Annotated in this window: 16 protein-coding genes; 8 read left to right on the plus strand and 8 right to left on the minus strand. The window is 71.8% G+C overall.

Translation table 11 applies throughout. The annotated features are described in order from the left end of the window. Positions 1 to 38 precede the first annotated feature (38 nt). Positions 39 to 929, minus strand: coding sequence for a sulfotransferase family protein (locus tag ACZ6S0_RS00120; protein ID WP_465912252.1), 891 nt, complete (start codon positions 927 to 929; stop codon positions 39 to 41). Positions 930 to 1,054: 125 nt separating this feature from the next. After that, a complete protein-coding gene (locus ACZ6S0_RS00125; protein WP_465912254.1) occupies positions 1,055 to 1,936 on the minus strand; it encodes a MurR/RpiR family transcriptional regulator in 882 nt (293 codons plus the stop codon). Between the two features lie 84 nt (positions 1,937 to 2,020). Here ACZ6S0_RS00125 and ACZ6S0_RS00130 point away from each other — a divergent pair, with 84 nt between their 5' ends. From ACZ6S0_RS00130 to ACZ6S0_RS00160, 7 genes are all read left to right on the plus strand, one after another. After that, positions 2,021 to 3,574: an ABC transporter substrate-binding protein gene (locus ACZ6S0_RS00130; protein ID WP_465912256.1), complete on the plus strand. Its 1,554-nt coding sequence runs from the start codon at positions 2,021 to 2,023 to the stop codon at positions 3,572 to 3,574. Further along, entirely contained in the window at positions 3,574 to 4,563 is a 990-nt protein-coding gene (locus ACZ6S0_RS00135) for an ABC transporter permease (protein ID WP_465912258.1), read from the plus strand. Before ACZ6S0_RS00130 ends, ACZ6S0_RS00135 begins: the two co-directional genes overlap by 1 nt. Beyond that, on the plus strand, positions 4,560 to 5,390 hold the full coding sequence (locus ACZ6S0_RS00140; protein WP_344875548.1) for an ABC transporter permease: 831 nt from the start codon (positions 4,560 to 4,562) through the stop codon (positions 5,388 to 5,390). Before ACZ6S0_RS00135 ends, ACZ6S0_RS00140 begins: the two co-directional genes overlap by 4 nt. 46 nt (positions 5,391 to 5,436) lie before the next feature. Then, positions 5,437 to 6,615, plus strand: coding sequence for an anhydro-N-acetylmuramic acid kinase (locus tag ACZ6S0_RS00145; protein WP_465912261.1), 1,179 nt, complete (start codon positions 5,437 to 5,439; stop codon positions 6,613 to 6,615). After that, positions 6,612 to 7,661 carry a serine hydrolase domain-containing protein gene (locus ACZ6S0_RS00150; RefSeq protein ID WP_465912262.1) on the plus strand — a complete coding sequence of 350 codons (1,050 nt, stop codon included), beginning with the start codon at positions 6,612 to 6,614 and terminating at the stop codon, positions 7,659 to 7,661. Before ACZ6S0_RS00145 ends, ACZ6S0_RS00150 begins: the two co-directional genes overlap by 4 nt. After that, positions 7,658 to 9,250, plus strand: a complete 1,593-nt coding sequence (locus ACZ6S0_RS00155; protein ID WP_465912265.1) for an ABC transporter ATP-binding protein — start codon at positions 7,658 to 7,660, stop codon at positions 9,248 to 9,250. Before ACZ6S0_RS00150 ends, ACZ6S0_RS00155 begins: the two co-directional genes overlap by 4 nt. 106 nt (positions 9,251 to 9,356) lie before the next feature. After that, positions 9,357 to 10,013: a sensor domain-containing protein gene (locus tag ACZ6S0_RS00160; protein WP_465912267.1), complete on the plus strand. Its 657-nt coding sequence runs from the start codon at positions 9,357 to 9,359 to the stop codon at positions 10,011 to 10,013. Between the two features lie 87 nt (positions 10,014 to 10,100). Here ACZ6S0_RS00160 and ACZ6S0_RS00165 read toward each other — a convergent pair whose 3' ends face one another. The 4 genes from ACZ6S0_RS00165 to ACZ6S0_RS00180 all read right to left on the minus strand — a co-directional run bounded on the left by ACZ6S0_RS00165 (position 10,101) and on the right by ACZ6S0_RS00180 (position 17,014). Then, a complete protein-coding gene (locus ACZ6S0_RS00165) occupies positions 10,101 to 13,802 on the minus strand; it encodes a S8 family peptidase (protein ID WP_465912269.1) in 3,702 nt (1,233 codons plus the stop codon). A 151-nt stretch (positions 13,803 to 13,953) separates the two neighbouring features. Next, positions 13,954 to 14,775 carry a carbohydrate ABC transporter permease gene (locus tag ACZ6S0_RS00170; protein WP_465912271.1) on the minus strand — a complete coding sequence of 274 codons (822 nt, stop codon included), beginning with the start codon at positions 14,773 to 14,775 and terminating at the stop codon, positions 13,954 to 13,956. Further along, entirely contained in the window at positions 14,772 to 15,689 is a 918-nt protein-coding gene (locus tag ACZ6S0_RS00175) for a carbohydrate ABC transporter permease (protein WP_465912272.1), read from the minus strand. The genes ACZ6S0_RS00170 and ACZ6S0_RS00175 overlap by 4 nt, the downstream gene beginning before the upstream one ends. Continuing rightward, the gene (locus ACZ6S0_RS00180) at positions 15,686 to 17,014 is read right to left on the minus strand and encodes an extracellular solute-binding protein (protein WP_465912274.1); all 1,329 of its coding nucleotides are present in this window, start codon (positions 17,012 to 17,014) and stop codon (positions 15,686 to 15,688) included. The genes ACZ6S0_RS00175 and ACZ6S0_RS00180 overlap by 4 nt, the downstream gene beginning before the upstream one ends. Before the next feature lie 110 nt (positions 17,015 to 17,124). Here ACZ6S0_RS00180 and ACZ6S0_RS00185 point away from each other — a divergent pair, with 110 nt between their 5' ends. Then, positions 17,125 to 18,306 carry an ROK family transcriptional regulator gene (locus tag ACZ6S0_RS00185; protein WP_465912276.1) on the plus strand — a complete coding sequence of 394 codons (1,182 nt, stop codon included), beginning with the start codon at positions 17,125 to 17,127 and terminating at the stop codon, positions 18,304 to 18,306. Here ACZ6S0_RS00185 and ACZ6S0_RS00190 read toward each other — a convergent pair. Further along, positions 18,303 to 21,296 (minus strand): alpha-mannosidase, encoded by a 2,994-nt coding sequence (locus ACZ6S0_RS00190; RefSeq protein WP_465912278.1) that lies wholly within the window; start codon positions 21,294 to 21,296, stop codon positions 18,303 to 18,305. The genes ACZ6S0_RS00185 and ACZ6S0_RS00190 overlap by 4 nt on opposite strands. A gap of 205 nt (positions 21,297 to 21,501) precedes the next feature. Further along, positions 21,502 to 23,130, minus strand: coding sequence for an endo-1,4-beta-xylanase (locus ACZ6S0_RS00195; protein WP_465912280.1), 1,629 nt, complete (start codon positions 23,128 to 23,130; stop codon positions 21,502 to 21,504). Between the last annotated feature and the right edge of the window lie 23 nt (positions 23,131 to 23,153).

Consider the following 23,153-nt stretch of genomic DNA (forward strand, 5'->3'; position numbering starts at 1 on the left):
TCTGTCACAGCCGGTCGACCGCGCCGGTAAGACGCGCCTCACCGGAGATAGTCCCACTTCCTGCAGATGTCGTGCAGCTCGGCGGGGATCTCGTCGGGCGTGGGCAGGGGGCGGCCCGCGACGACCGTTCCGGAACGGATCTTGTCGCGCCAGTCGCCGATGCCCTTGACGAAGGAGCCGTGGTCCTGCTTGCCGTACTGGAGCATGGCGGTCTCGAACTCGACGCCCAGGAAGAGGCAGAGCCGGCGGAGCTGGGCCTCGGGTTCGGCGACCAGCTCCTCGTAGCGCAGGGTCAGGCCCTCAAGGTGGGTGCGGGCCTCCTCCAGGTAGGTCATGTAGCTGAGCGTGCGCGGCACGGCCTGCTCCATGGGCCGCTTGACCGGGTCGGCCTCGTGCCACGACTGGACGATCGACATGGGGTGGCGCAGCAGGAAGATGAAGCGCGCGTCGGGCCAGCAGGTGGCGATGCGCCGCCAGACGAAGACGTTGCTGGGCGTCTTCTCGGCCATGATCGGCTTGCCGCTGCGGACCAGCTCGCGGTGCAGCAGGCGGTCCCAGAGCAGGTGCTCGATGTCGCTGTGGGTGTGGCCGAGCGCCTCCATGGCCTGGCGTACGGGCTCGGTGCCGAGGCCCACGGTCATCCGCCTGAAGTGCGTCTCGATCGGCGCGTGCACCTTGGAGTGGCTGTTGAGGATGACGCGCAGCAGCGTGGATCCCGACCGCACGGACGACAGCAGGAAGACGGGCTCGCGCAGCAGCCGGTCGTGCCCAGGGTCGGTGGGCTGCCGGACCGTGTCTCCAGGCAGTCGCTGCATCGCCAGCGGCGGCTTGGGCGGCGGCGGTTTCGGCGGCTCCTTGCGCAACCGTCGCGTCAGCGTGTATCCCGTCAGGCCCTCAAGAGTCGCGTTGGCCCGGTACCTCCAGTTCATGGGGCTACAAGGTAGGCCCAGCCAGTGAACCTCAGGTGAATCTGGCCTGTGAACCTGTCGCGAAGAAGCCCGGTCATCCACCCACCGGGCCCAAAAAGCGACAATTCACCCGCCCGGCCGCGGGGTCAGACCCGCTTGACCACCCTGTCGTGCACGACCGCGTACGTGTTGCGCAGCGCCGTCATCGACTCGTCGTACGACGCCTGCGCGACACCCGTGAACAGGCAGTCCACGACCATGAGCTGGGCGATGCGGCTGCCCAGCGCGCCCGAGCGGAACTCGGTCTCCCGCGCGGCCGTCGTGAGCGTCACGTCGGCCGCGCGGGACAGCGGGGAGTCGAGGAAATTCGTGATCGCGACCGTGCCGGCCCCCGCGTTGCGGGCGATGGACAGGAACTCGACGGTGTCCACGGTGGCCCCGGAGTGCGAGACGGCCAGGGCCAGGCAACCGGGGCTCAGCGTGGCGGCCGAGGTCCAGGCCGAGTGGGAGTCGTGCCAGTTGATCGCGGTACGCCCGATGCGCGAGAGCTTCTGCTGCAGGTCGAGGCCCACGAGCGCGCTGGCCCCCACGCCGAAGGTGTCGATCCGGCGGGCGGCCAGCAGCAGCGCCACCGCCTCGGCCAGGGCGCCCAGGTCGAGGGAGCGGGCGGTGTCGGCGATGGACAGCGTCTCGTTCATCGCGACCTTGGAGACGATGCCCTCCAGGCTGTCGTTCCTGTCGATGTCGCCTGACACGTCGGGCATGCTCGACCTGGCCAGCTCCTCCCTGGCCGCCGCCCTGGTCAGGTCGATACGGAAATCCTTGTAGTGCGCGTACCCCATGCGCTGATAGAAACGCACCACCGAGGTGGTCGAGGTCTCGCAGCGGGCGGCCAGCTCGGCGATCGACAGGTTCGCGGCGGCGGCCGGGTCACCGGTGAAGACCCCGGCGATGCGCCGCTCCGACGGCCGCAGGGCGGGCAGGGCCGCACGGATGCGGATCAGCAGCGTCTCGGCGTCCTCGCCCATCCGCACCTCATCCCGTAGAGGAAATTAATTCCCATAGTGGTATGGTCTGCGTAATTTTATGACCATCTGTCCTGAGGAGACCACATGCCTCGTGGCGCCATCTCCGCCGTCGGCGCCGCCGCGGCGCTGACCCTCGTCCTCACCGCCTGTTCGTCCTCCTCGGGATCGTCCTCCTCCGGATCCGCGAACAGCCCCGCGAGCGGCGGCGGCACGCTCGTGGTGGGCGTGACCTCCGACCCCGACACGCTCTTCCCCTGGAAGGCCACCCAGTTCCAGGCCGTCAACGTGCTGCAGAACCTGTACGGCACGCTCACCGAGTTCGACAAGGACCTCAACGTGGTCCCCGGCCTGGCCGAGTCGTGGCAGCCCTCTGAGGACGGAAAGAAGCTCACGCTCAAGCTGCGCCAGGGCGTGACGTTCGCCGACGGCAGCGCGTTCGACTCCGCGGACGCCAAGGCGTCACTCGACCAGATCATGGACGAGAAGACCGCGGCCGTGGCCAGGGCGTCGCTGTCGTCGGTGAAGTCGGTCGAGGCCCCCGACGCGGGCACGGTGGTGCTGGAGCTGACCGGGCCCGACGCGGCGCTGCCCGCCAACCTGGCCACGGTGAACATGGCCATGCTCTCCTCCGGCGACACCGAGGAGAAGCTCAACGCCACGCCCAACGGCACCGGCCCGTTCACGCTCGGCAAGCGCGTGCCCAGCCAGTCGATCACGCTGGCCAGGAACGACAGGTACTGGGGCGCGGAGAAGGCCAAGGTCGCCTCGGTCGAGTTCCGGGTGATCCCCGACGAGTCGTCCATCGTGTCGGCCATGCAGTCGGGCAACGTGCAGCTCGCGGTCTTCGACGACCCGCTCGTCGCGCAGACGGCCGCGGGCGGCGGCACGATCACCGTCGCCAGGACCCCGCAGCTCAACTACCACGCGCTCCAGCTCAACGCCCAGCACGGCGACCTCAAGGACGTCAACGTGCGCCTGGCGATCCAGTGCGCGATCGACCGCAAGCAGGTGCTCGACACCGCCGCGCTCGGCGAGGGCGAGGTCACCGGCCCGATCACCGCCCCGGCGTACAAGTCCGACCCGAACCGGCGCCCCTGCCCCGGCCGCGACCTGGCCAAGGCGGCCGAATACCTCGCCAAGGCGGGCAAGGCCGGCGGCGTGACGGTCAAGACCATCGTGTCCCAGGGCGAGTACGCCACCTCGGTCAACGAGGCCCAGAACCTCAAGGCCCAGCTCGCCGAGGCCAAGATCAACCTGGAGCTGGAGGTGCTGGAGTCGGGCGCGTTCGTGGACCGCTGGGTGGCGGCCGACTTCGACGCCGCGGTCGCGCTCAACGGCGGCCGTCCCGACCCCGACGGCGCCTACGGCCGCTACTTCACCAGCGACGGCAACCTGAACAAGGTCGCCGGGTACAGCTCCCCCGCCCTGGACGAGCTGTTCGCCCAGGGCAAGGCCACGACCGGCCAGGCCGAGCGCAAGGCGATCTACGACAAGGTGGCGGCCGAGCTGGAGGACAACGCGGCCTGGATCTGGCTGTTCGCCGGCTACACCTACACCGCGACGACCGCGAACGTGACCGGCTTCGCCCCCATGGCCAGCGGGTCGCTGCAGTACCTGCGGACCACCGCCGTCGGCTGATGATCGTACGCAACCCAGTCGTCCGGCGGATCGTCCGGAACGTCGTCGCCCGGCGGGTCGCGGGGACGCTCGGCACCCTGTTCGGGGTGGCCGTGCTGGTCTTCGTGATGCTGCGGGCGATCCCGGGCGACCAGATCACGGCGGGCCTGGGCACCGAGGCCGCGGCGCTCACCCCGGCCCAGCGGCAGGCCCTGGAGCTGTACTACGGCCTCGACCAGCCCCTGGTCGCCCAGTTCTTCTCGTGGCTGGGCAACCTGTTCACCGGCAACCTCGGCTACTCGGCGCGCTCCCAGCAGAGCGTGCTGGAGCTGACCCTGCACGCGCTGCCGGTGACGTTCGAGCTGGCGGTGTTCTCGATCGTGCTGGCGCTGCTGATCGGGGTGCCGCTGGGCATGCTGGCGGCCTCGCGCACGAGCGCCGCCGGGAACGCCGCCGGACAGGTCGTCAGCCTCGCGGGGCTGTCGATCCCGGCGTTCCTGCTGGCCACCACGCTGCTGTCGGTGTTCGCGGCGTCGTTCGGGTTCAACCCCAACGGCCAGGGCTTCGCCACGCTCGTCGAGGACCCGCTGCTCAACCTGCAGCAGATGTTCCTGCCCGCGCTGGTGCTGGGCTTCGGCATCGCGGCGCCGATCCTGCGCACCACCCGCACGGCGGTGCTGGAGGTCCGCTCCGACGACTTCGTGCGCACCGCCCGCGCCAAGGGCGTGCCGGAGCGGCGGCTGCAGGTCAGGCACGTGCTGCGCAACGCGCTGGTGCCGATCGTGACCATGACCGGGCTGCAGTTCGGCTACCTGCTGGGCGGGGCCGTCGTGGTGGAGCAGATCTTCTCCGTACCGGGCATCGGGCGGCAGGTGCTGCTGGGCATCCAGCAGAAGGAGTACGCGGTCGTGCAGAGCACCGTGCTCGTGATCGCGCTGGCGTTCGTGCTGGTCAACCTGCTGACCGACGTGCTGTACCGGGTGATCGACCCACGGGTGAGGGCCTCGTGAGCGCCCTGTCGCGGCGCAGCCCCGCGGGGCTGGCGGGCGTGGTGATCCTGGTGCTGCTGGCGGCCGTGGCGGCGCTGTCGTACCTGGGGTGGCTGCCGTACGATCCGATCGCGCAGCACCCGCCGTCCCGGTTCCTGGCGCCGTCGGGCGCGCACCTGTTCGGCACCGACCAGTTCGGGCGCGACGTGTTCTCCCGGGTGGCGGCCGGGGTCGGCAACTCGGCGCTCATCGCGGTCGTCGCGGTGGCCTTCGCCACGGTGGTGGGCACGCTGGGCGGGCTGGTCGCCGGTTTCTACCGGGGCTTCGCCGACGGCGCCGTCGGCGGGGTGACGAACGTGCTGTTCGCCTTCCCGCCGCTGCTGCTGGCGCTGTCGCTGGCCTCGGTGCTGGACCGCGACTGGTTCACCATCGCCGTGGCCATCGCCGTCGTGTACGTCCCCATCTTCGTCCGCGTCACCCGCGGTCCCGTGCTCTCGCTCAGGGAGATCGAGTACGTCAAGGCGGCCGTCGCGACCGGCCAGAGCCGCTGGCAGATCATGCTGCGGCACGTGCTGCCGAACCTCACCCCGATCGTGATCATCCAGGTCGCACTGTCGCTGTCCTGGGCCGTGCTGACCGAGGCGTCGCTGAGCTTCCTGGGCCTCGGCACCCCGCCGCCCGCGCCGTCGCTCGGCTCGATGATCTTCGAGGCGCGCAGCCTGGTGTTCGTCGCCCCGTGGACGCTGGTCGCGCCGGGAGCCGTCGTCGTGCTCCTGGTGGTGGGGCTGAACCTGCTGGGCGACGGCCTGCGGGACACTCTCGACCCGCGAAGCCGGGTCAGACGGTGAATCACGTACCGGCCGCCGGAGGGCGGGCCGCGATCGGGGAGGACACATGAAGGTACTCGGGATGATCTCCGGCACCTCGCACGACGGGATCGACGTGGCCGTGGTGGACTTCGACCCCGACGGGAGGATGCTCGAGGGCGGGGCGCTGGAGGGGCGGGTCGGGCACACCGCGAGCACGCCGTACCCGCCGGAGCTGCGCGCCCGGCTGATCGCGGCGCTGCCGCCGTCGCGGACGACGCTGGCGGAGGTGTGCGAGCTGGACACGCTCATCGGGCAGAGCTTCGCGCGGGCGGCGGCCGCCGCCGTCACGGCGGGCGGCCCGGTCGACCTGATCGTCTCGCACGGCCAGACCGTCTACCACTGGGTGGACGGGACGCACGCGCTCGGCACCCTGCAGATCGGGCAACCCGCGTGGATCGCCGAGCGCACCGGCGTGCCGGTCCTCTCGGACGTGCGGATCAGGGACATCACCGCCGGCGGACACGGCGCTCCCCTGGTGTCGGTGCTGGACGGGCTGCTGCTCGGCGGGCACGAGGGCGGCGCGGCGGCGCTCAACCTGGGCGGCATCGCGAACATGACCGTGGTCCGCGGCCCCTCGCTGCACGCCTACGACCTCGGCCCGGCCAACGCCCTGATCGACGCCGTGGTGACCGCCAGGGGCCTGAACCCGCGGGGCTTCGACGAGGACGGCCGGATCGCCGCGTCCGGGCGGGTGCACGAAGGGCTGCTGGAGGTGCTGCTGGACGAGCCGTACTACCGGCTGGCGGCGCCGAAGAGCACCGGCAAGGAGCTGTTCCACCTCGGCTACGTGGAGGCCGCCCTGTCCAGGGCCGGAGTGACGCCCGCGGACGCCGACCTGGTGGCGACCCTGACCGAGCTGACCGTGCGCACGGTCGCGCACGACGTCCGGGCCGCCGGAGTGGGCGCGCTGGTCGTCTCCGGCGGCGGGTGCCGCAACCCCGTGGTCATGGCCGGACTGCGGGCGGCGCTGCCCGGCGTGGCCGTGGCCCCGTCCGACGAGTACGGCGCGCCCTCCGACGACAAGGAGGCCATCGCGTTCGCGCTGATCGGCTGGCTGACCGCGCACGGCCTGCCCGGCACGGCCCCCGGCGGGACGGGCGCGCGCGAGGCCCGGATCCTCGGCACCCTCACCCCCGGGGCCGGACCGCTGAGGCTGCCCGCGCCGCTCGCCGAGCCGCCCCGGTCCCTGGTGCTGACCCGATGACGGCACCGGCCGCCGACGCGCCGCCCGGCCTGGTCGTGGCGGCGCGCACGCCTTGGCTCGACTTCACCGAGTGCACCGGCCACCGCACCGTGGTCAGGGACGGCGGGCGGCTCGCCGGGGCGGCCCTCATGACCGCGGACACCTATCACGACCTGGCCTCGGTGACGAAGGTGCTGGCCACGACCACGATGCTCATCCGCCTGGTGTCCGACCGGCTGGTGGACCTGGACGCGCCGCTGCGCGCGTACCTGACGGGGTCGTACGAGGCCATCACCGTGCGGGAGCTGCTGCTGCACCGCGGCGGGCTGTGGGAGTGGTGGCCGCTGTACATCCAGCCGCGGCTTCCCCCGCCCCGCTACCGGCCCGGCCGCGCCCGCCACTACTCCGACCTCGGGTTCGTGCTGCTCGGGCGGATCGTCACGGCCGTCACCGGGCTGCGGCTGGACCGCGCGCTGGCCGAGCTGGTGACCCGGCCGCTGGGCCTGACCTCCACCACGTACGGCCGCCCGGCCGGGGCGCAGGCGGCCATGAGCGCCCTGGACGACCGCGTCGAGATGACCATGCTCGACACCGGCCGGCCGTACCCGGTGCCCTACCGCAGCGGCGACTTCACCGGCTGGCGGTCGGAGCCCGTGCTCGGGGAGGTCGCCGACGGCAACGCCTTCCACGCCTTCGGCGGCGTCTCGGGGCACGCGGGCCTGTTCTCGACGGTGCCCGACCTGCTCAGGTACGCCGCCGCCCTGTCCAGGTACGAGGAGCACGACCACCTGTGGCGGCCCGAGGTCGCACGGGAGTTCTTCGCCCCCGGCCCCGACGCCGGGCAGGCGCTCGGTTTCCGCAGGTACGCGCTGGAGCTGCCCGGCGAGACCGTCACCGTGCTCGGCCACCCGGGGCACGTGGGCTGCGCGGTCGGCTTCGTGCCCGGCCGCGACATCGCCCTCGCCCTCGCGAGCAACCGGCTGCTCGTCGACGGCACGCCCACTCCCACCGACTCCCTCTGGAACGGCCTGCTGCAGGACGTCGCCCACCGATCGAGGACCGCATGACGACCCCGCTCCTGGAGATCCGCGACCTGTCGGTCGCCTTCCGCACCCGCAAACAGGACGTCACCGTCGTCAGGAACGTCTCGATGGAGATCCGGCCCGGCCAGACCGTCGCCGTGGTCGGCGAGTCCGGGTCGGGCAAGTCCACCACGGCCGCCGCGGTCAACCGGCTGCTGCCCGACAACGGCCGCATCACCGGCGGCCGGGTGCTGTTCGACGGCCGCGACCTGGTCGCGCTCGGCGAGCGCGAGATGACCGCGATCCGCGGCGCGGGCATCGGCCTGGTGCCGCAGGACCCGATGTCGAACCTCGACCCCCTCATGCGCATCGGCGACCAGATCGCCGAGGCGCTGGAGGTGCACGGGGTCGCCGCGGGCAGGGCGGCGCGCTCACGCGTGACCGAACTGCTGGACCTGGTGGGCATCCAGGAGCCGGAGCGGCGGGCCAGGCAGTACCCGCACGAGTTCTCCGGCGGCATGCGCCAGCGCGCGCTCATCGCCATGGGGCTCGCCTGCCGCCCGAAGCTGCTCATCGCCGACGAGCCGACCTCCGCCCTGGACGTGACCGTCCAGCGGCGCATCCTCGACCAGCTCGCCCGGCTCACCGCCGAGATGGGCACGGCCGTCCTGCTCATCACGCACGATCTGGCGCTGGCCGCCGAACGGGCCGACGTGGTGGCCGTCATGTACCAGGGGGAGATCGTCGAGACGGGGCCGGCGGCCGGGATCCTGGCCGATCCCGGGCACGACTACACGCGGCGGCTGCTGGGCGCGGTGCCCGGCCTGTCGTCCGTACGCGTGAGCGAGCCGCCCCGCGACGCGCCCGACCTGGTCGAAGTGGCGGGCCTGCGCAAGGTGTTCCCGATGCGGGGGACCGCGGAGGAGTTCACGGCGGTGGACGGGGTGTCGTTCACGATCCCGCGCGGCCACACGGTCTCGATCGTGGGCGAGTCGGGCTCCGGCAAGTCGACGACCGCGAACCTGCTGCTCGGCCTGGACGACCCGACCTCGGGCGCCATCCGCTTCGACGGCACGGACCTGGCCGGGCTGGGGCGGCGGGAGCTGTTCGCGTTCCGCCGTCGGGTGCAGCCGGTCTTCCAGAACCCGTACGCCTCCCTCGACCCCCGCTACACCGTCGAGAAGTCGATCACCGAGCCGCTGCGCGTGCACCGCGTCGGCACCGCGGCCGAGCGGCGCAGGGCGGCGGCCGAGCTGCTGGAGAAGGTGGCGCTGCCCGCCTCCACGGCCGAGCGGCTGCCGCACGAGCTGTCCGGCGGTCAGCGTCAGCGGGTGGCCATCGCCCGCGCCCTGGCGCTCTCGCCCGACCTGGTCGTGCTCGACGAGGCCGTCTCCGCGCTGGACGTGCTGGTGCAGGCGCAGATCCTGGAGCTGCTGGCCGGGCTGCAGCGGGAGCTGGGGCTCAGTTACCTGTTCATCAGCCATGACCTGGCCGTCGTACGGATGATCTCGCACGCCGTGCACGTCATGCGCGGCGGGCGGATCGTGGAGAGCGGCACCGCCGAGGAGATCTTCGACCACCCGTCCGACGACTACACCCGCGAACTCCTCGCCGCGATCCCGGGCCGTGGGTAGGCCGGGGATCGGCGGGCGCGGCAGCGGACGGTAGGGCTGGCCCTACCGTCGACACGGCCGTGAGCAGGGTCGATCGGGGCGGGGCGCGGCTCGTAGCGTTCTCCTCATGACAACCCTCCGGCACCGCCTCTCCACCGACACCCGCTACACGCTGCTCGGCCTCCCGGTCTCCATCGCCCACTTCGCCGTCTCCGTGACCGGCCTGTCGGCCGGGCTGGGCACCTCGGTCGTGTTCGTGGGCCTGCCCATCCTGTCCGGGTGCGCCACGGTGGCCAGGAACCTGGCCGACTTCGAGCGGGTCGCGCTGCCGGGCGTGCTCGACCGGCGCGTGGCCCGCCCGCCCTACCCGGCCGCCCCGGCGGGCGCGGGCTGGTTCCGCCGCATGATCAACCCGCTGGCCGGCGGGCAGGGCTGGGTCGACCTGCTGCACGGCGTGATCGCGTTCCCGCTCTCGCTGGCCGCGGCCGTCGTCACCGCCGTGTGGTGGGCGGGCGCGATCCTCGGTCTGACCTTCCCGGTCTACGGCTGGACGATCCCCGCCATTCCCGGGTTCGACGGAGGGCTTCCCGCGCTGCTCGGGCTGGGGGACGGCAACCTGACGTTCATCGGGTTCAACACCGCGGTCGGCGTGCTGTTCGCGCTGACGCTGCCGGCCGTGGTCCGCGGCGCCGCCCTGACCAAGGCCACGCTCTCCCAGGCCCTGCTCACCCGCGCCCCCGCCGCCCACGCCCCGGCCGGGGCCACCGACCCGCGCTGGGTGTGACCGCCGCCCGCGCGCACGGCGCCGGGGGAGGCCGCGTACGGCACTCCCCCGGCTCGGTCATTCACGCGGTCACGCCGCGCCCGGCGCTCAGCGCACGGCGTAGGCGCGGATCGCCTCCTGCGAGACCGTGTTGCCGTCCACGTCGGAGGCGTTCACGCGCAGCGAGACGAACCCCGACGGCGAGCGGTCGAGCGTCGTCTCGTACGACTGCCCGCCCTTGTCCCGCAGCCGGGCGGGCTTCCAGGTGGCGCCGTCGTCGTACGACACCTCCAGCGAGACGTTCTTGATGGCGCTCTGCTGGGCGCCCTCCTGGTGACGCACGGTCAGGCCGAGCTTGCGGGACTTGGCCTGGTTCTTCAGGTCCACCGGCGCGTCGAAGGAGGCCAGCAGCAGCGGCATCACCTTCGTGCCCTCGACGTGCTCCGAACCGAACGTCCACACACCCCGGGTGCGGGTGGACAGCTTCGCCCAGGCGGCCTCGTTGACCACGTCGTACTCGATCCGGTACGGGAGCTTCTCCGGCGGCACCATCCCCCACCCTGAGGGCAGGTAGTTCGTCTGCCACAGCAGGGTCTCGCCCTTGAAGAGCCGGAAGTCGGTCTTCAGGCCCTGCTCGAAGTCGCTGGTGAAGGCCTCGCCGAAGTTGCCCTGCGCGTCCACGAAGCCCTGCATCGACACGTGGAGCTCGTCGCCCTCGCGGCGAAGCGGGTTGATCGGGTTGACGCCCGGCAGCATCGGCTGCTGGAAGACGCCGCCCTCGGCCTTCTCGCCCGCCTTGTACGACCGGAACACCGGCGAGATCAGCGCCACGTTCGGCGTTTCCGGCTGCGGCCACATGGTGTTGTGGGGCCGCGCCGGCGTGATCGCGGAGGCGTTCCAGAGCAGGTCAGGGTCGGGGGTGATGTAGTCGGTACGGGTGCGCGGCGTCTTGGGCACATGGTAGTTGGTCGTGAACGAGTAGGCGTCCCACGGCTCGAAGACGAACCGGGCCTCGTTGACCGTCACGTCCTCGGCGAGCTGGCTGTGGTAGTCGGTCTCGACGCGGGCCAGCGACTTCGAGCGGACCACGTAGTCGAGGGAGTCGGGGACCCCACCCGTCTCGCGCAGGTACAGGTCGTAGAGGTACGGGCTGGCCACGATGCCCTTGGCCACGATCGGCACCGGCAGCCGGCGCAGCCGCTCGACCAGCTTGAGCCCCTCCTCGTGGGTCAGCCGCACGGTCGGGACCGTCAGCTTGACCCCGCTGCCGCCCGTCGTGATGTCGGTGCCGGGCCGGTCGCTGTAGACGGCCACCATCGCGGCCCCGGCCGCCGCGGCGGCGTTCGACTGGGTGGAGACGGGCACGCCGTCGGTGCGGCGGATGACGGCGAGCTTGCCGCGCACGTTGCGGGCCTTCAGCTCGGCCTCGGTGCCCCGGCCGGCGTCCACGGCCTGGAGCAGCCGGGTGCCGTCCAGGCGGGGGTACTGGGCGTCGAAGTCACTGAAATAGGGCGGGAAAACGTACTCGGGCTCCAGCTTCAGGCCGGGCGTGGAGAAGGCGATCTCCGGGGCCTTCAGCCGCCAGCGCGTGGCGACCGCGAACGTGCCCTTGGTGACCTGCTTGGTCGGCTGCACGAACAGGCGCTCCTCGGCACGCACGCCGGGCGCGATCAAGGTGCCGCCGCGCACCCCGCCGCCCTGCTCCCCGACGCGGTACCACGCGGTGGCGGAGGCGGAGCCGGTGTTCCGCTTCGTCGTGTGGTCGGGTGTCTCGATCTCGACCTCGACGGCCTTGCGGGCGTCCAGCACGACCTCGGTGTTCTCGGTGATCTCCATCTCCGGATCGCCGACCAGGCTCTCGTTGAGCTCCAGGTCGTATCCGGTGCTGGGCACCGTGGGGTCCATGGTGATGATGTAGCCGAACACGGAGTAGGTTCCGGGCGTGACCAGCAGGCAGGTCTCGTCGCCCCACTTGGCGGAGCTGCAGGGCAGGGCGGGGTCGCCCGGGAGCTCGCGGCCGACCAGGGTGCCCTCGTCCAGGTTGAGCACGGTGAAGCCGCCGCGGGCGGTGCGGCCGTCGCGGGCGATGCCGCTCACGCGCAGCTCGACCCGCGGCTTCTCGACGCTCGCCGTCAGCAGCGTGCGCACGCCCGCGGCCGTCAGCTCCTGACGCACTTTGCCGAACTCTTCGGCCTTGATGGTGACCTTCGCCTCGGCGGTGCCGCCCGCGGGCACGGTGAGGCGCGCCGGCTCGACGGTGAACGCGTCGCCGCTCGACAGGTCCAGCTCGGCGGGGGTCTGCCCGAGGTTGCGGTAGCCGACGGTGAGGGTCTTCTCCTCGCCGGCCGTGAGGCGGCCGAAGTTGAGCGAGCCCGCCGAGGCCACGATCGAGCCCTTGACCGCGGCGGCCACGTCAATGCGGCCGGCGCCCTGCGCGTCCACGGGGATGCCCGCGCCGGGCTCGGCGGTGGCCATGAGCAGCGACTTCAACTCGCCGCCCGAGAGCCCGGGGCGGGCCTGGCGCAGCAGCGCGGCGGCGCCGGCGACGTGCGGGGTGGCCATCGAGGTGCCGGACATCTCGACCCGGCCGCCGCCCGCCTTGGGCGCCATGATCTTCACGCCGGGGGCGGTGACGTCGGGCTTGACCGCCAGGTCGGCGCTGATCGGGCCCCTGCTGGAGAAGTCGGCGAGCTTGTCCTGCTTGTCCACGGCGCCGACGGTCAGCGCCTCGGGGGCGTCGCCGGGCGAGCCCACGCACTCGTCGCAGCCGTCGTTGCCGGCCGCGACCACGAACAGCGTCCCGTGCTGCTTGGTCAGCGTGGACACCGCGTCGGTGAGCGGGCCGCCCGCCGTGGCGCTGCCCAGGCTCATGTTGACGATCCCGGCGCGCTTCTCGCCGGCCGCCCACTCCATGCCGTCGATGATCCAGGAGGTCAGGCCGGAGCCGTTCGAGCCCAGCACGCGGCCGTTGAGCACCTTCGCGCCGGGCGCCACGCCCTTGGCGCCGCCGTCCGCGCCGGTGCCCGCGATCGTGCCGGCCACGTGGGTGCCGTGCCCGTGGGGGTCGCCGGCGACGTTCTCGCCGGTGAAGTCGCGCTGGTCGGCGACCTGGCCGGCCAGGTCGGGGTGGGTGGCGTCCACGCCGGTGTCGAGCACGGCCACGGTGGTGCCGGTGCCGTCGTACCCGGCGGCCCACGCCTCGGGGGCGCCGATCTGCGGCACGCTGTCCGCCAGCGCGGGCTCGACCTTGCGGTCGAGCCAGATCTTCGACACGCCGGCCAGCGGCCCGGCCGCGCGGGCCTGCGGGGCCGCGGCGGCCAGCTTGACCAGCTCGGCCCCGAACGCGGCCGCGTCCCGCTCGGCCACCGACACGCCCGCGCCGCCGATGCTCTCCAGCGTGCGGGCCTGCTTGACGGCCGGCAGCGCCGCCTTGGTGGCGTTGCCCTCGTACGTGAGGATCAGCGGGATGGCGTCGCCGTAGTCCTGCCCGGCCAGCGCCGTCACGTTGAACAGCTCGGGGTCGAGGAGCTCGGGCACCAGGGCGGCGACGTCGCTGGGGGTGACCGTGACACCGCCGTCCGTCTCCATCGTCTGGAACGTGGGCACGGACCCGTCCGCGCGGGGCGCGGGGTCGACGGTGACCGCCTGGTGCTCGCCGTCCACGGCCCGCACCTGCACCCGGTCACCCGTGATCAGGGTGATCTCGTTGGTGTCCGCCGTGGCGGTGAACGTCGCGGGGGCGGGGGCGGGGGCGGCGTACGCGCCGGGAACGGTCAGGAGCGAGGCCGCCATGGCTGTGCCGACGGCCATCACCGTCCCTCGTCTTAAGCCACGCAGCATGGACGACCTCCAGAAGGTTCGGTAAGAACGAATACCGAATTCCTAGTCATCCTGATCAGCCGTTGTCCACGAAAAGCCGTGGCTAGATCCCGACTTGTCGTAAATCCGCCACGAGTCCGCCCTAGCCCTTCACCGATCCCGCGAAGGTGAACGACCCGGCCAGATACTTGTTGACCGCCACGTAGAGCAGCACCGCCGGCGCCGTGTAGAGGACGGAGAACGCGGCGAGCTGCCCGTAGGCGACCTGTCCGTACTCCGAGAAGAACGTGTAGATCGTCACCGCCGCCGGCTGCTCGTCCGGGGTGTCCAGCAGCACGAACGGGGCGAAGAAGTTCCCCCACTGCCCGACGAACACGAAGATGCCCACCACCGCGATCCCCGGCGCCATCAGCGGCCCCACCACGGTCCGCAGCGACCGCACCCATCCGGCGCCGTCCACCCAGGCGGCCTCCTCCAGGCTCACCGGCACCCCGTCCATGAAGTTCTTCAGCATCCAGATCGAGAACGGCAGCGCGCTCGCGGTCAGGAAGAGCACCATGGCCGGGACCGAGCCGTACAGGTTGAAGCGGAAGAACATGGCGTAGACCGGGACGAGCACCGCCGTCATCGGCAGGCCCGTGGTGAACAGCAGGGTCAGCATGAAGGGACGGCGGTAGCGGAGCTGGTAGCGCGACAGCGGATAGGCGGCCAGCCCCGCCACCAGCACCGTCAGGAGCGCCGTCGAGCCCGAGATGACGATCGAGTTGATCAGCGGCAGGATGGTCGTCTCCCAGGTCAGCACCGCCTCGAAGTTGGCCAGGGAGAACGTGGGCGTCGGCGTGGCGGCCAGCGTGGCCTCCGGCTGGACCGAGGCGACCAGCACCCAGAGGAACGGCCCTACGAAGGCCAGCGCGATGACCAGCAGGGCGAGCCAGGCCGCACCCCGCGCGGCGAGCCGGGTCATGCGTCCTCCACCTTGATCAGCCGCAGGTAGATCAGCGAGAACAGGGCGCCGATGACCAGCATCACCAGGGCGATGGCCGCGCCGTAACCGATCTCGAAGTAGCGGAAGGCCTGCTCGTACATGTAGAGGGGGGTGGTCTGGCTGGCCGTGCCAGGGCCGCCGCCGGTCAGGGCGTAGATGAGGCCGAAGCTGGCCAGCGTCTGCAGGGTGATCAGCATGAGGTTCGCCATGATCGAGCGGCGGATCAGCGGGAGCGTGATGTGCAGCAGCCGCCTGGCCGGGCCCGCGCCGTCCACCGCGGCGGCCTCGACCAGGTCGGCGGGCACCTCCGACAGCGCGGCCGAGTACACGAGCATCGAGAACGCCGTGCCGCGCCAGATGTTGGCCAGGATGACCGCGACCATGGGGGCCGTGTAGAGCCACTCCTGCGAGATGCCGAGCACGGTGTTGAGCGTGCCGTCCTCGGCCAGGAACGAGTACCAGCAGGCCGCCGCCACGATCTCGGGCATCACCCAGGCGGCGATGACCACGCCGTTGACCACGCTGCGCGTCACCCGGCCGCGCCCGCGCTGGAGCAGGGCGATGATCAGGCCCAGCGTGTTCTGGCCGATCACCGCCGAGCCGACCACGAAGACGAAGGTCAGCAGGAACGAGTTGATGAAGTTGGGGTCGCCGAAGAGCCGGACGAAGTTGTCCAGCCCGACGAACCGGGAGTTCACCGAGGCCGACCCGGTCAGGGTCTCGTTGGTGAAGGCGATGTAGACGCTCCACAGGATGGGCCCCGCGAGGAAGAGCGCCAGCAGCACCAGCGCGGGACCGAGCGGGAGCAGCCGGCGCAGCACCCGCCGCCGCCGTGACGGGCCGCCGGGCGGCGTGCCCGTCACGAGCGGGGACTGCGCCGTGGCGACCGTCATCGCGCGACGACCTTGTCGGGGCCGCCGACGGCCGAGGGCAGCGCCTTGACGTAGGCCGCGGTGGCCTCCTCGGGGCTCTGCCGCCCGGTGGTGACCGCCTCCATGGCCTCCTGGACCTGCGCCGACACCTTCGGATACACCTCATACGCGGGCCGGAAGTGGGTCACCGCGGCCAGGTCGGTGAAGAACTTGACGCTCGGGTTGTCGGCGGTGTACCTCGGGTCGGCCGCGACGTCCTTGCGGGGGGCCAGGTCGCCCGTGCCCACCGCGTACGTCGTCGAGTTCTCCTTGTTGGTGGCCACGGTGAGGAAGTCGAACGCCTCCTGCTTGTGCTCGGTGTAGGCGCTCATCGCCATCACCCAGCCGCCCGACATGCTGACCGCGCCCGGCTCCTCGCCGTTCTGCGTGGGCATGGCGGTCCAGCCGATCTTCTCCGTCCACTGGGGCCAGGGCTTGGTGCTGGTCGGCTTCCAGGCCGCGGCCGTCCAGGCGCCGTCGAGCGAGATGCCGAGCTTGGCGTTGGGGAACCACTCGTAGTTGGCCTTGTCGGCCAGCTTGAGGTTGTGCGCGTCGGCCTGCCTGGGGCCGAGTTCCTCGCGGTAGATGGTGTCGATGAAGGTCAGGGCGTCGGTGAAGTTCTTGCCGCCGGCCACCCACTTCTGCTGCGTCTCGTCGTAGAGGGTGCCGCCGGGAGTGCCGTACAGGAGCATCTCGAAGCCCTGCATGGTCGACGCCTCGCCGTGGACCTTCGTGGAGTACATGCTGAACGGGACGGCGTCCGGCACCTTCTGCTTGATCGTCCGGGCCGCGGTCAGGACGTCGTTCCAGGTCTTCGGCTCCCACGGGACGGGCAGGCCGGCCTTGGCGAAGACGTCCTTCTGGTACCAGAGGCCGCGGGTGTCGGTGCTGATCGGCACCCCGTAGATCTTGCCGTCGGCGCCCCTGGCGGCCTGCTTGACGGAGTCGGGGAACTGGGTGGCCCAGTCGGGCCACTTGGCCAGGTAGTCGTCGAGGGGGGCCAGCTTGCCCGCCGCGACGTCCGCGTTGACCTGGAACGTGTCGTGGTAGTAGAGGTCGGGCGCCGAGTCGGGTGATCGGTTGAGCAGTGCGAGTTTGGTGTAGTACGCCTCGTTCTCGCCCTGCACCGGGACCAGCTTGATCGTGACGCCGGGGTGGGCGGCCTCGTACTGCTTCTTCGCGTCGGTGAGCGTCCTCTCCAGATGCGGCCAGGTCGGTTGGACCTTGTAGAGGACCTCGAGTTCCTTGGCTCCTGACGCCTCCTGCGACGCGCCGCCACCGCATCCTGCGACTGTCAGCGCTGTCAACAGGAAGAGGGAACCAGCCAGCCTGTTTCTCATCACGGCCTCCCCTTGTTTCCTTGGGTTGCCGAGAACGTAAATCTTTTTGATTTACTAAGTCAACACTCTGTGGTGACATGAATCACATGCAGCGGGGCACGAACCTGCCCAAGGTCGGCAGCTACAACCGGGCCGTGGTGCTGGAGGCCATCCAGTCCTCCGACGGGATAAGCCGGGTGCGGCTCGCGGGGATGACCGGCCTCACCGCCCAGACCGTGTCCGTGATCGTACGCAGGCTGCTGGAGGAGGGGCTGGTCGTCGAGGACGGCTCGGCCCCGTCGCGCGGCGGCAAGCCGCCCACCATCCTGCGCGTCGACGCCCGCGCGGGATACGCGGTCGGCGTGCACTTCGACCCCCAGGAGCTGTCGTGCGTGCTGGCCGACCTGGCAGGGCGGCCGATCGCCCGGCGGCGGCAGCCGGTCCGCCCGGGGTCCAGGCCCGACGCGGTGATCCGGCGGATGGCCGGGCAGGCGCGCGGGATCCTGCGCGAGGCAGGGGTGCCCGACGGGAAGGTGCTCGGGATGGGCCTGGCCTGCCCGGGGCCGCTGGACGCCGCGGGCGTGATGGTCTCGCCGCCCCGGCTGCCGGGCTGGGACCGGGTGCCGATCAGGGGCCTGCTCCAGGAGTACACCCGCTTCCCCGTGACCGTGGACAACGACGCCACGGCCGCGGCCATCGGGGAGCGCTGGGCGGGCATCGCCCGCTCCACGGCCGGCTTCGCCTACCTCTACCTGGGCACGGGGATCGGGGGCGGGCTGTTCCTGGACAACCAGGTCTACCGGGGCAGCTCGCTCAACGCCGCCGAGTTCGGGCACATCACGGTCGAGCCCGACGGGCCCGAGTGCTACTGCGGCAACCGGGGGTGCGTGGAGGCCGTGTGCTGCCCGAGCGCCATCGAGGCGGCGATGCTGGCCCGCACCGGACGCCGCGCCGACCACGCCGCCATCTGCGCGGCGGCGGCGAGCGGCGAGCCCGAGGCGCGGCGGGTGATCGAGCGGGTGGCGGAGCGGCTGGCCGACGCCGCCGTGAGCGTGGTGAACATGCTGGACATCGACCTCCTCGTGCTCGGCGGGCCCGCGCTCAGGGAGGTCGGGGGCGTCTACCGGGAGGTGATCGCGCGCGCGGTGGCGGAGCGGCCGCTGGCCAGGGGGCTGCACGCGGTGCGGGTGGAGACCTCGCCGATCGCGGCAGATGCCGCCGCGATCGGCGCGGCCTCCCTGGTCTTCCACGCCACCTACGCCCCCCGGCTGGGGCGCTAGGCGCGCCTCATGCGCAGCGTGACCAGCTCGAACGGCCGCAGCGTCACGGGAATGCCGTCTTCCGGCCGCCGTGGCTCGCCCGTAGGCCGCTCCAGCAGGTCCGTGGCGACCACCTCCGCGACCGGGAACCCGGCCCGCAGCGTCGCCCTGGCCCGGCCGCCCCGTGACTCGTGGAAGCGCACGACCACGTCGCCGCTGCCGTCGTCGGCCAGCTTGACCGCCGTCACCACCACGGCGTCGTCGTCCACCGTGACCAGCGGCTCGACCTGCCCGCCGCCGGGCACGCCCCGCTCGGGCAGGTTGACGAAGTAGCCCTCGCGCACCGCGTCGCCGATCTCCGCGCCGGGGACGAGCGCGTGGCGGAAGCGGTGCACGCCCTGGTCGGTCTCGGGGTCGGGGAAGCGCGGGGCGCGCAGCAGCGAGACGCGCAGCGTCGTGGTGGTGCCGTGCTCGTCCACGTCGCGGGTGACGTCGTGGCCGTAGGTCGAGTCGGTGACCAGCGCCACGCCCCAGCCGGGCTCCGCCACGTGCACGAAACGGTGGTTGCACGCCTCGAACTTGGCCGCCTCCCAGCTCGTGTTGGTGTGGGTGGGGCGGAAGGCGTGGCCGAACTGGCTCTCGGAGGCGTAGCGGTCGGCGTGCACGTCCAGCGGGAAGGCCAGCTTGAGGAACTTCTCTGTCTCGTGCCAGTCGACCTCCGTGTCGATCTCCAGGCTCCGGTCCGCGAGCGTGAGCCGCTGGGTCACCGACGAGGCGCCGAACGAGCGCCTGACCACGACCGCGTCGCCGTCGAGGCGGACCTCGCCGGCCTCGGTCAGGTCGGTGACCGTGTTGCGGTAGAACTCGTCCACGTCCCAGGCGTCCCACTTGTTGGGGAAGTCGGGGTGGAGCTGCAGCAGGTTGGCCGCCCGGCCGGGCGCGACCGCCTCCCTGCCCTGCCGTACGTCAACGACCGAGACGACCAGCCCGCGGCCGTCGATCTCCACCCTGAGCCGGTCGTTGTCCAGGACGTAGCCGCCGCCCTCGCGGGGGTGCGCCCGCGTCGCGTCCCCGGGGACCGCCTGCGCGGCGCCGCCCGCGGGCACGCCGTGCCGGGCGTGCGGGGCACCGTTGAAGACCAGCGTGCCGCCCGACGGGTCACCGGCCAGGGCGTGCTGGGCCTCGTCGATGATCTCGTTCAGCTCCGCCGCCACCACCTCGTACGTCCTGCGCGCCTCCCGGTGCACCCACGCGATCGACGACCCGGGCAGGATGTCGTGGAACTGGTGCAGCAGCACCGTCTTCCAGATCCGGTCGAGCCGCTCGTACGGATACGCCGCCCCCGTGCGCACCGCCGCCGTCGCCGCCCACAGCTCGGCCTCCCGCAGCAGCGACTCGCTGCGCCGGTTGCCCTGCTTCGTCTTGGCCTGGCTGGTCAGCGTGGCCCGGTGCAGCTCCAGGTAGAGCTCCCCCACCCACACGGGCGGGTTCGGGTTCTCCGCCTCGGCCTTGGCGAAGAACTCGGCCGGCGTCTCCCAGGTGACCGTGGGAGAGCCCTCCAGGTCCCGTACGCGGGCCGCCTTGGCCACCATCTCCCGCGTCGTGCCGCCCCCTCCGTCGCCCCAGCCGGTCGGGGCCAGCGAGTGCCTGGCCACGCCCTTGTCCTTGAAGTTGCGGGCCGCGTGCGCCAGCTCCCTGCCCGTCATCGCGCAGTTGTAGGTGTCGACCGGCGGGAAGTGGGTGAAGACGCGGCTCCCGTCGATGCCCTCCCACAGGAACGTGTGGTGCGGGAACGTGTTGACCTGGCTCCACGAGATCTTCTGCGTGAGCAGCCGCTTCGACCCGGCCGCCCTGATGATCTGCGGCAGCCCGGCCGCGAACCCGAACGTGTCGGGCAGCCACACCTCCTCGTTGTCCACGCCGAACTCGTCGATGAAGAACCGCTTGCCGTGCACGAACTGCCGGGCCATGGCCTCCGAGCCGGGCATGTTCGTGTCGGACTCCACCCACATGCCGCCCGCCGGGACGAACCTGCCCGCGGCCACGGCCTTGGTCACCTTCGCCCACACCTCGGGCCGGTGCTCCTTGACCCAGGCCCACTGCTGGGCCTGCGACATCGCGAACACGAAGTCCGGCTCGTCCTCCAGCAGCGCGGTCATGTTCGAGGTCGTCCTGGCCACCTTGCGCACGGTCTCGCGCAGCGGCCACAGCCAGGCCGAGTCGATGTGCGCGTGCCCGACCGCGCTGATCCGGTGCGCCGACGGCACCGCCCTGGCCGACAGCACCCCGGCCAGCTCCGCCCTGGCGGCCGCCGCGGTGCCGTTCACGTCCTGCAGGTCGATCCGGTCGAGCGCCCGGTCCAGCGCGCGCAGCAGCTCCCAGCGGCGGGCGCCCTCCACGGGCAGCTCCAGCATCAGCTCGCCCAGCACCTCCAGGTCGATGACGAGCTGCCAGACCGTCTCGTCGAAGACTGCCAGGTCCATGCGGGCCAGCCGGTACAGCGGCTCGCCGCCGGCCGTCTCCTTGTCGCCCAGCCACGTCGGCCGGAAGGGGTGGGCGCCGAGGATGACCGGGTTGGAGGCGGCCTCGACGTGCAGGCGCACCTCCTCGCCGCCCTCGGCGGGTGAGCCGATCCTGACCCACTGGTTACGCGGGTTGAGGCCCTTCACCGGGGTGCCGTCCGGGCGGTAGACCAGGCCCTCGCACTGGAAGCCCGGCATGTTCTCGTCGAACCCGAGGTCGAGGACGGCCTCGACGATCCGCCCGCGCCACTCCGCGGGCACGGTGCCGGACACCGTGAACCAGCTCGTGCCCCACGGCGCGCCCCACGCCTGCCCCACCGCGATCGGCTGCGGCGGCGCGGCCAGGCCCTCCGCCACCGGGACGGGCTCGTCCGGCGCGTGCCAGACCGACACCTCCAGCGGCACCGACTCGGGGTGGATCGCCGGGCGGATCCGTTCCTCCAGCACACGCTTCAAACGGCCTTCGACCAGGTTACGGTCGTCATGCATCAGGCAAGCTCCTCAGCAGGTTCCTCAGCGGATGGGTGTGTCAGCCTTCGATGGCGCCTCACACAAAACGTTATGCATCCTGATGGCGCCGGGCAACGCCCGCCCGCGATGACGATCGGGTCGGCACCCCATCCGTGAAGAGGATCCCCCGGGACGGCGACCGGCGCCGGGCGGGCAGGCGGGCAGGCCCCGGGGGATCCTCCGCTCAGGCGCAGGTGTAGCCCGACGGCGTCTGCGTGTTGCCGTTGGGGCGACTCACCTGGAAGCCGAAGCTGGTGGCGGCGTTCGGCGCGAGGGCGCCGTTGTGGTTGGCGTTCCTGGCCGTGACGGTCTGGCCGCTGACGGTCAGGGTGGCGTTCCACGAGCCGGTCAGCGTGTGCCCGGCGGGCAGGGTGAAGGTGACGGTCCAGCCGGTGATGGCGGAGGAGCCGGTGTTGGTGACGGTGACGGGCTGGATCACGTAGCCGTTGTTCCACTGCGTCTGCACGGTGCCCGCCGCGGTGCACGGCCCGCCGCCGCCGGGGCCGGACGTGGTCGTGAACGTGACCGCCGGCGAGTTGCCCGACAGGTTCCCCGCCCCGTCACGCGCCCGCACGTAGACCTGGTACTGGGTGGCCGGTGACAGCCCGGTCAGGTTGATCGAGTTGGTCGTGCTCTGCCCGAGCAGCGGGTCGGTCGCCCCCTGCTCCCGGTAGACGTTGTACCCGGCCAGCCCGCTGCCGCCGGTGTCGGTGGAGGCCGCCCAGGTCAGCGCGGCGGAGTTGGCGGTGACGCTGCCGGACGAGGGCGTGCCCGGCGTGCTGGGCGGGGTGGTGTCGCCGCCGGTGCCGCCCGCCAGCGCGTCGTGCACGGCGGTGTAGGAGGGCTTCTGCTGGTAGCTCTCGTTGTAGATCAGCGCCGCGCCCTGGCCGGGGAACGTGTCGGGCACCCAGGAGTACTTGTCGGTGAAGCCCCAGATCGTCACCCCGGCGCAGGCGGTGACGGCGTTGCAGGCGTTGACGACGTTGCGGTAGTAGGTGGCCTGGGTGGCGTCCTTGGCAGCGTCTCTGGGCGTCTGCATGCGCACGTCCAGCTCGGTGATGCGCACCTGGACGCCGAGGTCGGCGAAGCGCTGCAGGTTCTGCTGGAGGTCGCCGGGGAAGCCGTACTGGATGGCCAGGTGGCCCTGGAGGCCCACGCAGTCGACCGGCACGCCCTGCTGGCGCAGCGAGGCGACCAGGTTGTACATCGCGGTGCTCTTGGCGTTGACGCCTTCGACGTTGTAGTCGTTGATGCACAGCCGGGCGTTGGGGTCGGCGGCGCGGGCGGCGCGGAAGGCGTCCGCGATGTAGCTCTGGCCGAGCGTGTTGTACCAGAACGAGGTGCGCATGCCGCCGTTGTCGTCGAACACCTCGTTCACCACGTCCCACGACACCACGGCCGGGTTATTGGCGTAGCGGCCGACGACCTGGCTGATGTGGTTCTGCATGGCCGCGCGCATGGCGGTGGCGCCCAGGCCCTGCACCCAGCCCGGCGTCTGGCTGTGCCACACCAGTGTGTGACCGTGGACCTGCTGGTTGTTCTGGGTGGCGAAGTTGACGACGGCGTCGGCGCCGGAGAAGGTGAACTGGCCCTGGCTGGGCTCGGTGGACTCCCACTTCATCGCGTTCTCGGCCGTGACCTGGCTGAACTCCGTGGCCGCGAGGTCGCGGTAGGAGGTCTCGTTCGACAGCGGGCCGGTGGCCAGCGCCGTGCCGATGAACTTGCCCCGGGCCGCGGCGTGGGTGCGCAGGGGCGCCGACGCCTCGGCCGCGCTGGTGAACGGGCTGGTGGGCAGGAGGAAGGTTGCGAGCATCCCCACTAACGTGAGGGCTCTGA

Source organism: Nonomuraea sp. NPDC051298, from assembly GCF_055586305.1.

Excerpts from the sequence above, each read along its gene's own strand:
- ACZ6S0_RS00160 (WP_465912267.1), top strand. The coding sequence starts at position 9,357 with ATGACAACCCTCCGGCACCGCCTCTCCACCGACACCCGCTACACGCTG.
- ACZ6S0_RS00120 (WP_465912252.1), bottom strand. The coding sequence starts at position 929 with ATGAACTGGAGGTACCGGGCCAACGCGACTCTTGAGGGCCTGACGGGA.
- ACZ6S0_RS00165 (WP_465912269.1), bottom strand. The coding sequence starts at position 13,802 with ATGGCCGTCGGCACAGCCATGGCGGCCTCGCTCCTGACCGTTCCCGGC.
- ACZ6S0_RS00130 (WP_465912256.1), top strand. The coding sequence starts at position 2,021 with ATGCCTCGTGGCGCCATCTCCGCCGTCGGCGCCGCCGCGGCGCTGACC.
- ACZ6S0_RS00125 (WP_465912254.1), bottom strand. The coding sequence starts at position 1,936 with ATGGGCGAGGACGCCGAGACGCTGCTGATCCGCATCCGTGCGGCCCTG.
- ACZ6S0_RS00135 (WP_465912258.1), top strand. The coding sequence starts at position 3,574 with ATGATCGTACGCAACCCAGTCGTCCGGCGGATCGTCCGGAACGTCGTC.
- ACZ6S0_RS00170 (WP_465912271.1), bottom strand. The coding sequence starts at position 14,775 with ATGACCCGGCTCGCCGCGCGGGGTGCGGCCTGGCTCGCCCTGCTGGTC.
- ACZ6S0_RS00185 (WP_465912276.1), top strand. The coding sequence starts at position 17,125 with ATGAATCACATGCAGCGGGGCACGAACCTGCCCAAGGTCGGCAGCTAC.
- ACZ6S0_RS00190 (WP_465912278.1), bottom strand. The coding sequence starts at position 21,296 with ATGCATGACGACCGTAACCTGGTCGAAGGCCGTTTGAAGCGTGTGCTG.
- ACZ6S0_RS00175 (WP_465912272.1), bottom strand. The coding sequence starts at position 15,689 with ATGACGGTCGCCACGGCGCAGTCCCCGCTCGTGACGGGCACGCCGCCC.
- ACZ6S0_RS00150 (WP_465912262.1), top strand. The coding sequence starts at position 6,612 with ATGACGGCACCGGCCGCCGACGCGCCGCCCGGCCTGGTCGTGGCGGCG.
- ACZ6S0_RS00145 (WP_465912261.1), top strand. The coding sequence starts at position 5,437 with ATGAAGGTACTCGGGATGATCTCCGGCACCTCGCACGACGGGATCGAC.
- ACZ6S0_RS00195 (WP_465912280.1), bottom strand. The coding sequence starts at position 23,130 with ATGCTCGCAACCTTCCTCCTGCCCACCAGCCCGTTCACCAGCGCGGCC.
- ACZ6S0_RS00155 (WP_465912265.1), top strand. The coding sequence starts at position 7,658 with ATGACGACCCCGCTCCTGGAGATCCGCGACCTGTCGGTCGCCTTCCGC.